This is a genomic window from Odoribacter lunatus (assembly GCF_943193135.1).
GTDB classification, from domain to species: domain Bacteria; phylum Bacteroidota; class Bacteroidia; order Bacteroidales; family Marinifilaceae; genus Culturomica; species Culturomica lunata.
In genome coordinates this window covers 1-11,819 of record NZ_CALPCZ010000042.1, presented here as the reverse complement: position 1 = coordinate 11,819, position 11,819 = coordinate 1, and the positions used below count along the sequence as shown (strand labels likewise).

General features: G+C 38.8%; 6 protein-coding genes and 1 tRNA gene. 5 read left to right on the top strand and 2 right to left on the bottom strand.

The window, feature by feature from the left end:
* Positions 1-389: 389 nt before the first annotated feature.
* The 5 genes from NFR61_RS10605 (at position 390) to NFR61_RS10585 (ending at position 7,327) form a co-directional block, all read left to right on the top strand.
* Positions 390-2,702: an ABC transporter permease gene (locus tag NFR61_RS10605; RefSeq protein ID WP_251623900.1), complete on the top strand. Its 2,313-nt coding sequence runs from the start codon at positions 390-392 to the stop codon at positions 2,700-2,702.
* A 337-nt stretch (positions 2,703-3,039) separates the two neighbouring features.
* Positions 3,040-3,447, top strand: coding sequence for an acyl-CoA thioesterase (locus NFR61_RS10600; RefSeq protein ID WP_251623892.1), 408 nt, complete (start codon positions 3,040-3,042; stop codon positions 3,445-3,447).
* Between the two features lie 65 nt (positions 3,448-3,512).
* Positions 3,513-3,587: transfer RNA gene (locus NFR61_RS10595), tRNA-Val, on the top strand.
* Positions 3,588-3,725: 138 nt separating this feature from the next.
* On the top strand, positions 3,726-6,650 hold the full coding sequence (locus tag NFR61_RS10590; RefSeq protein WP_251623890.1) for an HsdM family class I SAM-dependent methyltransferase: 2,925 nt from the start codon (positions 3,726-3,728) through the stop codon (positions 6,648-6,650).
* Positions 6,651-6,652: 2 nt separating this feature from the next.
* Positions 6,653-7,327, top strand: coding sequence for a hypothetical protein (locus NFR61_RS10585; protein ID WP_251623888.1), 675 nt, complete (start codon positions 6,653-6,655; stop codon positions 7,325-7,327).
* 57 nt (positions 7,328-7,384) lie between these two features.
* Here the strand turns inward: NFR61_RS10585 and NFR61_RS10580 are convergent, their stop codons facing one another.
* Entirely contained in the window at positions 7,385-8,458 is a 1,074-nt protein-coding gene (locus tag NFR61_RS10580; RefSeq protein ID WP_251623886.1) for a linear amide C-N hydrolase, read from the bottom strand.
* A gap of 571 nt (positions 8,459-9,029) precedes the next feature.
* On the bottom strand, positions 9,030-11,819 hold a 2,790-nt coding region (locus tag NFR61_RS10575; RefSeq protein ID WP_251623884.1), incomplete at its 5' end, for a glycine-rich protein.

The window sequence follows — 11,819 nt, the reverse complement described above, 5'->3', positions numbered from 1 at the left end:
TGACTTTGATAGGAATTGGATTAAAGGGACATGATGAGGTGCCGGAAGAAGAACCGAATGAATTCATGTTAATGATGAGGAAGGCTGTTTCAACCAAAGTTCCTCGCAAGAAAAAATGAATGAAAAAATCGCCATAAAATTGATGGCGATTCTTTTTAAAATTGATTTGGTGTAAAGTTGTATATAAGTGCCTATTTCTGTTTGCAAAGATATGAAAAACGGATTTATACATACGTCTATTTTTTTGACAACGGATGTCTATATTTTTGACAATCGAATGAATCAAAAGAACACACAAACACATGATATACAACCATATAAGACAAATGGCATACATATTGCTAAAAGAATATCAGAAATAGTTATTTCATTTATTAAAATACAAAACCATGTTGCGAGAATTTCTTATCACGCTGAAACGAAACAAACTATCGTTTGTCTTAAACTTAATCGGGTTGTCCGTTGCCTTTACGATTTTGACGGTCATCTCTTTTCAAGTATTCTATGAATTTGGCTACAACCAGTCATTCAAGGACAAAGAACGTATCTTCCTGCAAGAGTATTACGACAACGTCGGTACTTCCTACAGTGCCAACTATTGTATACCGGGCACGCAGGATTTTGTGAAAAATATACCCGAAATAGAAGCTTTTTGCTGCACAGGGACAGGATGGGATGTACCGATAAGCACGACAGACAGTTTGGAAAATAAAATAGAATACTGGGTATCCTTATTCAGAGTTACCCCCGGTTTCTTCGATGTATTCTCACCGGAAATTATAGCCGGCGATCCGAAAAGCAGTCTGGAAAGCGAGTATTCCATCGCTTTATCGGAAGAAATAGCCAAAAAGTTTTTCGGTACGGAATCGGCCTTGGGAAAAAATATCAATATAGGCAATTCTCCTGTTACGGTAGCATTGATTTATAAAGATTTTCCTGAAAATAGCTCCATCAGGCCCCGTATCCTCACACTCTTAAAAAACGATGATTGGTCGGAATGGTCTTATGTTCCTTATTATAAACTTGCAAAGGGAGCATCACCGGAAGAGGTAGCGAACAAGATAAACGAACTGGACACCTACGGCAAATCGGAGACCGGAGAGAAAAGGTTGAATTTCTTTCTGACACCGATGAAGGATATTTATTTTAAGGCACAGTCCGACATCGGAGAGAAAGGGAATTTGAATACAACGTTATGCCTGATTGCCATCGCGATTATCATCATCGGTATCGCTTATGTGAATTTCATCAATTTTTCAACGGCTTTGGCTCCTCTCCGGATAAAGCGGATCAATACCCAAAAAGTCATGGGCGCCATGCAGGGACTGTTGCGCAAAGGTATCGTCTTTGAATCTTTACTGCTTTCGCTGCTGGCTTTCGGGCTCTCATTCGTATGGACGTCTCTGTTTACGGCATCTCCCATTTCCAATTTCTTCACAGCCAATCTGACTTTCGCAGCCAATTGGCATGTCATTTTGGGAATTACCACTCTCGCCTGCATTATGGGAATTATTGCAGGACTTTATCCCGCATATTATATGACCTCATTCTCTCCGGCATTGGTATTAAAAGGAACATTTGCACTGACGCCCAAAGGCATCCGCCTGCGGAACGCGTTGTTATTATTCCAGTTCCTCACGACAATCATATTGATTACCGTAGCCGTTTTTATCAAACTGCAACATCAGTACATGCGGGATATGAACCCGGGGTATGACCGGGAAAATGTCGTGTATGTCACCCTGAATGAAGATTTGTTTAAGCAACTGAATGCCTTTGAAAATGAATTGAGAACCCGTCCGGAAATTCTGGATTATACGACAAGCCGCTTTCTGCCCGGATCGGTCGGTATGGGTTGGGGACGTATGTTTGACGGGAAGCAGGTACAGTTTTATGCCTGGCCAGTAGCCCATAATTTCCTCCGTTTTTTCAATATTAAACTGGTGGAGGGTACCGATTTCTTCGAGCATAACGAAAAGAACGTGAACAAAATTATCTTCAACCAAAAATTCGTAAACAAATTCGACATCGAAAACATTATCGGCAAAGAGGTCGGATGCTTCCGCAACATGGGACAAGTCGTCGGAGTGTGCGAAGATATCAATTTCCGTTCCGTACGTGAGGAAATCTCTCCGATGGCTTTCGTCTGCGGAGACGACCAGGGACAGGGTAGCAACGCCTTAATCAAGATAAGCGGCAAGAATCTGCCGGCAACCATTGATTTTATCCACCGGACATACCGGAAATTCTCCGACAAGGGGGGCGATGTAAAATTCTTGGATGAAACCATGGAATTAATGTACCGGAAAGAAGCGAACTTTGCCAAATTGATTTCAATCTTCGGATTGATTACCATTATCATTGCCTTGATGGGAATTTACGGTCTGATATTGTTTAATGCCCGTTATAAAGTCAAAGAAATAGGTATCCGCAAAGTGAACGGAGCCACGGAAACACAAATGTTGGTTATGCTGAACAAAGGCTTTTTGAAACTGATTACCATCTCCTTCGTATTGGCTGTTCCGGTGGCCTGGTATATTGTCAGCACCTGGTTGGCCGGCTTCCCCTACCGCGTTGCGATACATTGGTGGGTATTCCTGTTGGCCGGTGTCATGACATTAATCATCACCCTGCTGACGGTAAGTTATCAGAGTTGGAAAGCCGCTACCATTAACCCGGTAGAGACTCTAAAGAGCGAGTAAAACGAAAAATTAAGGAAGATAAGCTATTATTGGGAAACTTTCCGGGCAACAATGCGTTCTTATATACAGAATAATAACGCAAAACCCGAAAAACATGAATAAACAAGAAACATCAAACAATAAATCTGCCGAATATTTTAGAGACAACTTTCAAAAACAAAAAGAAGAATGCAAAAGGAAAATCGAGGAAAAAATGAATGATTGCCTCAAAAAAAGGCAGAATCAACCGACATTTTTCAAAAAATCGAAAAGTTGAAAGGCAATCCTTTCAACTTTTCTCTTCTTTTGACCCTTTCGGCTTTTTTTCCTATTTTTGAGAATTCTAATCGGAATCTCAATGAAAGAATACCAGTTTGAATTGGAAATGAAAGTGCGTGACTACGAATGCGACCTACAATGCATTGTCAATAACGCCAACTACCAGCATTACATGGAACACGCCCGGCATGAATTTCTTGAAAAAGCGGGCGCCAACTTCGGCCAGCTTCACCAACAGGGAATCGACGCCGTCGTCGCCAAAGTCGAAATAGAATACAAAACATCCCTAATAAGCGGAGACCGTTTCGTCGTAAAACTAAACATCGCCCGTGAAGGTGTAAAACTCGTCTTCTTTGAAGACATCTATCGCCTGCCCGACCTAAAACTGTGTGCACGCGGGAAAGTCGAATCCGTCTGCTTAGACCGCGGACGCCTCACAAGAGGGGAACTATTCGACGAAATCTTCTCCAAATGGTTAAAAAAATAGTATAAAATTTTGGCACATTCCAAAAAAGCGCTACATTTGCATCCGCTATTCAATCAGAATTGCAAGGGTTCTTAGCTCAGTTGGTTCAGAGCATCTGGTTTACACCCAGAGGGTCGGGGGTTCGAATCCCTCAGGACCCACAAAACTCCTAAAAAATTCTTTTTTAGGAGTTTTTTTTATATTGTACATAACTTAAAAACAAACTTAAACCCAAGCTTATGAAATTCTAATTATAATCCTTATATTTGTATAATAATCTAAGAGGAGTGTATATCCAAATGAATTTCACAGCATTAAATAAAGGTTTTAAAGCAATTGGATTTGATAAAGAACTTAATGATTGCTTTTTTCTATGCGAATCTAAAAATGAAATTGCTGATTTACACATTAAATTTCATTTGGATACTGCACAAAAATTTGACGCCACAGGTGTCTTTTTCAGAAAAGAATTAGGTCATTATTATAATCCTCAAATATACATATATGATTATACAGGACAACTCTATAACGAGGATGCCTTAACATTACTACAAAAAAAAGTTTGGAGCAGCGGCAATGTACCATTAGTATGTATATTTTATGATACCGAAATTAAAATTATAGATTGTACCACACATGTAAAAAATAACAAACCAGTCTTTTTAAATACAATATCATTAATTCATACAGCAAATAATACATATAATAATTTATTTGCAGTAAAGATAAAAACTGGCCTTTTTTGGGAAGAGGAAGAAAACAAAAATAGATTTAACTTTAAGTCTAATTCCTCATATAATATTTTAATAAATTGGATAAAAGAATTAAAAAACGAATACGCCAAAACTTTTAATAATGAAACTGAAATCATAAATAAAGTTATAATTCAATCAATTCTTATAAAATATCTTGAAGAACGCAAAGACGAAAGTGGACGAAATCTGTTTCAAGACAAATATTTTAAAGAATACAATAATGCCGCTTCTTTTATAGAGGTATTGAGTAACAATGATAATTTAATTCATCTATTAGATAAATTAAAAAAGGATTTTAATGGGAATGTTTTTGAATGGAGTGATAAAGAAAAAAGTCTGTTAAGAAAAATTGACCTGACTCTTTTGATAAAAGCGCTCAAAGGATATGAGGAGCCAAATGACAAAAAACAACTAGTATTAGAACTTATCCGATACTATGAATTTAGTTACGTGCCTGTTGAATTAATAAGCCGCTTATATGAAGAATTCCTTGGAGAAAATAGACATGATAGTGGACTTTATTACACCCCAGCCCACTTAGCACGGTTACTTATTGATGAATCTATGGCGCTAAAAGACTATGAAAAAATAGATTTAAAAAAATATAAAATTTTAGATCCAGCTTGTGGGTCAGGAATATTTCTTGTCTTTGCCTTTAAACGCTTAGTTCAATGGTGGAGATTACAACAAAACGATTTTAATAAGAAACCAACATTACATGATTTAAAAAATCTGTTATCATGTATTTATGGAGTCGATAAAGAAAAACAGGCTACAACACTTGCAGCATTCAGTTTATGTTTAGCCTTATGTGATGAATTATCTCCATTACAAATCATTACAGAATTAAAATTTGATGACTTAACCTCTTCTAATATATTAAATACAGACTTTTTTATTGACGAATTGACTCCTAAATCACAAAATGATACAAACATTACAGATTTTAATACTCAAACAGAAAATTATAATAAATTAAAACAAAAAAAATTTAATTTAATAATTGGCAACCCTCCTTTTCGCCGAAGTGGTAATTTAACAGGGATTAAAAAAAACTTTTGGAAAACTGAAATTTCGGAAAAAACAATTAGTATTCCATCAAAACAAATTGCATTAAAATTTCTCGCCAAATCCTTATCATTTCTCCATTCCAATGGGATGCAATGCTTGATTGTTAAATCCGCACCACTATTATATAATACAACAGCTATTGAATTCAAAAAAAACTTCTTTTCAAACTATAATGTAGAAAAGATATTTGACTTTACGGCACTTTCAAGAAATGCCGCCTTATGGGATAATGGAGTTGAAGTTGATACTCTTGCTATTTTTACAAGAAATCAACCACCAAATAATTTAAAAAACATACTTCATCTTACTTTTAGAAGAACCAAATCTCTAAAAGAGCGTTTATCTTTTGACATTGATGATTATGATCGACATTTTGTCAACAGATATGATGCAATTAATAATCCCCATATTTGGAAATTCAATTTAATTGGAGGAGGAAGAATACGAACTATTGTAGATAAATTAAGTTCATTGAACACATTGAAGTCCGTATTTCATGATGATTTCATCTTTGTTGAAGGGGAATGCGGTGCTGACAGTCTTGAAAACAAACAATTTCATATTAATAAAATAGACAAGGAAACTATCCCCGCAAATTATTATGAATCATTTAAAAATATAAATCACAATAAATTTCTACCACCAAATTTATTAATTAAAGAAAATACAACTCTTCCATTTGCTTTTAATAATCAACTTATTCCATATTCAAATGAAATTGTAGGTATTTATGCTAAAGGACATGAAAAAAATGAGAAGAAATTAATTGCAATCAAAGAATATTTAAATAACAATTTAGAATATTTACAATTCTACGTAATTGCAACATCCAGCAAAGCATTAATATGTAAAAATACAGCTATTAAAAAAGAGGATATAGAAAATTTACCATATTACAACGGCAAAATTAAGAATTTATTATCAAGTTCTGATATGAATGTAATTACTGACACTCTGAATATTTTTCAATATTTCCTTCGACATGGAGAAAATTCAGAAGCAATGAAACCTATTTCCTCAAAAAATCTATTTGCATATATGCAAAAATACGGTAATGAATTCTGTAAAGTTTTAAATGCTATTTACAAACAAGAGAACCAAGAATTTAGGTTAAGCGAAATATTTCCGATATATAATAATTCCTACATAGCCGCCATTTTTAAATATGACAAACATACGGATGTATCTACCATCATTAATCGGTCGGTTCCATATAACATTGGAGGTATTGCTATAAATCAGATTTCTTCTTCATTAACATCAACAAGAATCATCAAGATATATGAAGAAAACACAATAATTTTTATTAAGCCTAATCTATATCGGTACTGGATTCCATCAATAGCCTATAGAGATGCAGACAAATGTATTATTGACTTATCCAAAGCGGGTTATTAAATATGAATAAAATAATAGGAATAACAAGCACAGTACCTTACGGAAAATTTCCAGCAATAAAACCTAATTCAACTCTAGGAAAAATAATTCAGTCTCTATACGATACTTACGATCCTTTTATCAAAACTTTAAAATGTCATAAAAACCCAAATTTATCAAGTGAAAAATCTTTAGTACAAGAATTTATAATCCAAAATGACATTCAACTAAGAAAACACATAAATTCTCTTAGGATTGAAAAAGAATACACAGACAATTTTTATAAAACAAAAGGAATTCCAGACTTTGCTTATTTACCTTTAGAAGAAGGTGTATCTCATGAACCAATATTCATTGTAGAAGCAAAAATTCTCCCTGCACCAGATCACTTTACACTACGAGAGAAAGAATACGTCATTGGTAATAACAATAATGGAGGTATAGAACGATTCAAAACAGGGAAACATGGTATTGGTATAAATTATTGCGGAATAGTTGGTTTTATTTGTGATAATAATACTATAAATACATGGATTAATCGAATAAATTCATGGATAATGGAATTAAGCAAAGAGAAAAATTCTATTTGGTCATGTGATGAAATTTTAGAAATTATCGACAACTCAAAACAAATACAATCGATAGCTAAAAGACCCCTTAGTGACGTTTATCTCTATCATTTCTTTATTAAATTATAAATCTCTATCTTTCGATGGTAATAAAAAAGAGACTTTTTCAAGTCTCTTTTTTTATTATCATCGAATTGCAATCATTTCCACCGGCTGCTCTTTCACCTTATCTAACGGATAAGCACCGTACTTCACTTTACCGAAATCCACCTGTTTCAAATCAATACAACGTATCGAATTATTGTAAGCCGTTTTATAATACACCCGGCGGTTCGTTAAATCAATTGCCGACGTCCACTGCGTAGCACTCGGTATATCCGGTACTTCACCGGCAGGCAACTGAATACCGATAGGTATATCAAAATTGTTCAACAGATGAAAACACTGCTGCACCGTTTCAAAAGCGGTAGCACGCTGCGGAGCCGTATTCCTGTAAAACGCAGCCCGTACAAACCGGGACGGCGGGGTGGCATCTCCGGGGATTCCAAGAAATCCCGAATTACCACCTATCGGGCGAAGGGTCACACCGCCCAAACTTCTGTCGGGTGCCCCGCCGGGATAAAGATTCACATAATTATTCAGATTCGTCATATGCCACTCAAAACCGGGAGCATTGGTCAACACCCCGACCGCATTCTCATAAAAATGCGGCACCCCATTTACAATCTCCAGCACGACCTGCCTCCCCGAAGGCTCTCCCAACCGCCAGTGCACAACGGACGTTGCCTCCAGTCCCACAATACGTACCGACGGAAGAGCCGCTTTTACCTCATCAATCGTAGCAAACTGCGCCAACATCCAGGCCACCGCCTGCAGGTCTCCCAGCGTACGGGCATTCCGGGTCGAATCATACTTTTCATAACTGCCATAATTGGGGAAGAAAAACAATCCGGCGGAAAGTCCGGCTTCATTCATTCCTTCAGCAATAAACTCCTTCTGTACGACAGCCAACCCCACAACGCCGTACTTTGCCGTAAAACTCAAACCGTTTCTTCCCGTCGGAGTAAATGACTGCAAGCGCTCCCCGCGGGGGATAATCACATATTCACTCTCTAAAATCCCGCGCGACCACTCAATCGTACGCGCCTGCACATAAGCGCCGTCCTTCGCCGTCAGCGAAACACCCGTACAGGCTAATCCCTGGGAAGTATTGCCGTAAAAAGCGACAACAACTCCTAATAAAACTTTTATCCTGTTCATAGCTTTCTTTTATTATAATTCTTACCTATCTCCTCATACGCCATTCCCAAGATAAAAGATATACTAATTTTGATACAAGCGCCCGTTTTTCTTATAATTACTACCCATTTACCCCAGCGAATCTACAATGAATTCATCTTTTTAATCTCTTTAGATTTTTCATCATGAAATCGTATATCTTTTTAGCTAAAAATACCCCTTTTCAGAAAACCTATCGTTTTCGTATAAAAAACCTATCGTTTTTGAGGTAAAAATGATAGGTTTTCGGTAGCAAAACGATAGGTTTAAAAATAACGGGTTGGGTCATTAAGCCGGATGTATCTAAACAATGATTGCTAATATTTTTAATATCAGTCACTTATTTGTTTTTTGCAGGTGTTAATTGAAAATGGATACTCCCTTTGAAAAAAAGAGGCTCTTTTCAGTACAAAAAGAGTATGTTTTTGATGCAAAAAGAGCCTCTTTTTTAGTAGAAAACATATCCTTCATTTTTTGGAGTAAAAAAATTGGCAAAAATAGAGCAGTGGAAAAATGGCTTTTTCCACTGCTCCATTGTCCCTTTTCTCCACGTTTAATTCAGCGGTGTAATTCGTACCTGACCATTTCCTTCTCTTATTCCGGAAGTCATTGATGTATTTGTAAAAAATAGCCCAGAATAGTGAATAGATTGTCCCGTATGAACAATTGTACCCGATGTAGACGAGGCACTAATCGCATCGCACCCGCTATGACCGGAAATAAAAGAAGAACCTCCGCCACCACCTCCAGCATAATATCCTGTACCTCCACCATAATAACCTCCACCACCACATCCTCCATAATCTACGCTACCGGTACCCATTCCCCCCTGACCAAAACTACCCTTTACTTTTCCTGTACCTCCACTCGTTTGTGTAGCACCGCGTCCCGGAGGAGAATAAGAGCGTGCTTGAGTTCCGTTTCCTCCATTTAAACCACCTCCAGCACCCCCTACAGTATATCCCCATTCATCTCCTCCACCTCCAGCAGCCACCATAATTCTTGAGCACAATCCTGCCATATTATTCCAAACACCTCCTACTAAACGAATATCGGAAGCCCCTCCTCCCATACGTCCTTTATTCCCATTACCTGCTCCATTAAAAGTTTCATTTTCTCCTCCCACATATACATACAATTCTTTTTGAGTATTTAATTCTAAAGTTCCTACAGTATATCCACCCTTACCCGGATGCCCCTTACCACCAAACGAAGGCCAATTTCCACTAGTTCCTTGTGCACCCCAGCATTCCATTTTATATTTACCCGGTTCTAGTGTGATAGACTGCGAACTTCCCGTATAAGCAAACTCTCTTCGTATTTCCAACGTTTTTGTCCACAACTGCCCCGGACATTTATCCGATGAAACCGTCACATCTACCCAAAATACGGAATTGGAAGTCAAACCCGATACGACACCATGATTAGAAATTGATATTCCTGCGGGAGCATTATCCAGTTTCCAGTGAGCCTGCGGCATGTTTCCCCAGGTTGAATTTACGGTAAAAGAGGGGTAAACATTGGTATACGTGTCCAATGAAATTGTCCACGGAAGAGGTGCCACATACACATTCGTCACTGTTTCCGCCATGCCTACGGCACAGATTCCCACACGTTTGAACTGATACCTTACAAAAGTGGTGCCGGTATTGACAAAATTATTGTACACCAACGACTCCCCGTTGGCATCGGGAATTATATCAAATTTCGCTTCTCCGGGCTTTTTTACATACCAATTGTATTGGAAACGCATATCGGGGAAATCAGGACAGGAAGGCAATTGTATATTGACAATATGCAACTCATTCCCGGGGCAGGTCGTATCGCCCTGAATTTCCCCACCGTCTATTTCAATCCCTGAAAGATTATAAACGCCCCGGAATCCCACCGTGCTGTCGCGTTGGGTGATGCTTGTGAAATAGTTCATCGCTTCCGTTCTGTCCGAGGTGCGCAACAAATCATCCGCACTGTTGAATCCTCCTCCACGAACACCATATCTCGTCGCTGTCTTGTCCCAAAGATTGGCATTGTACACTCCCGCACCGCAACTCCCGCCGTCAAGGTTCGTGTAGTTTACATTCGCACACAATTCTTTCAGATTGCCGCTCATTTCCATCACTGCCCAATACGTGGCGCCTGCCTGGGTCTGATTCGTAGCCGATGTAGCAAACAATCCGCATCGAACGGGACCATTGATGCTGTTACTTGTACCGCTGTTTACGTTTTTCAAATAACTCAATGCCTGCTCCCGTTGGTCGCCCCGGTAATTTAAATCACCTAATCCGGTCAATCGGTTAATGCCGTTGTTCGTATTCCAGGCGTATTCTCCCTTGTCCGGTATCTGAGGATAAAACCGACGGCAGGCCTTTTCATACTCCAATTCACTCATCGGACGTAATCCGCTCCAACTGCAATAAGCAATCATATCTTCTATGCTCATGTAATTGCAGGCGAGTGTTTGTCCATCGTCCGTACTGAAGAGGTCGTTACTTGGATTTAGATTATTCCCGAATACCGCGGGCGTATTCGGTTGCCGCTGTTCGATAAATACGATACCGTTCCGGCAATTCGGAGTGTGGAGGTCTCCAAACACATAATCCCCCCGCTGCATCGTAGAGAAGTTATTATTGGCAACCCGTGCTTTCTGTTGCTCAAGAGTGAGTGAATTTAAAAATTCCACATACTGCTCCTGGCTCGTTTCGTACTTCATGATATAAAAACCCGCATAGCCTTTCGGATAAGAAGCCGATAAAGAGACATTGGGAGTACCGTTCTTTGCAGAAAGGGTTAAAGCATTCTCGGAATCAATGATAACGGCTGCCGTATCGCCCACCGCAAAACTCTTGTGGGAATACGCATCGCCCAAATAATATGCCCCATACGGAACATACACCATTTCGATGGCGTGAACGGCAACGTAGATTTCATTCAACGCTTCGCCGAAATCGCTTTTACTCAACCCCGTACCCTTTAATGGCCATTTCGCTTGCAACCGTACACTCACATTTCCCTCCGAAATCCTCTCACGCATCACATACAATCCGTTTACCTTGCTGCTGTTCGTACCGACCATATACGCGTATCCACCGTCCTCATTGCCGGCAGCCGGGCTCAATACATGTCCCGAAGAACCTAAATACGCATGCTGCCACAGATTCTCTAAGCCCCGCTTTTTGAATTTAAAGAACACCCATGCAGCGTCCCAGTTGAAATCATCCCGCCAAGAGTTGTCCCAGCGGAGATACACCTCAATAATCGCCGTATCGCCTGAAAAGCCGATAACACGCGTTTTACCGTCCACCCGAATATTATTACCGAACACGGGTGGAGAAAACAGACCGGA

Coding starts and splice junctions, on each gene's coding strand:
- NFR61_RS10605 (WP_251623900.1), top strand. CDS start 390: ATGTTGCGAGAATTTCTTATCACGCTGAAACGAAACAAACTATCGTTT.
- NFR61_RS10585 (WP_251623888.1), top strand. CDS start 6,653: ATGAATAAAATAATAGGAATAACAAGCACAGTACCTTACGGAAAATTT.
- NFR61_RS10600 (WP_251623892.1), top strand. CDS start 3,040: ATGAAAGAATACCAGTTTGAATTGGAAATGAAAGTGCGTGACTACGAA.
- NFR61_RS10580 (WP_251623886.1), bottom strand. CDS start 8,458: ATGAACAGGATAAAAGTTTTATTAGGAGTTGTTGTCGCTTTTTACGGC.
- NFR61_RS10590 (WP_251623890.1), top strand. CDS start 3,726: ATGAATTTCACAGCATTAAATAAAGGTTTTAAAGCAATTGGATTTGAT.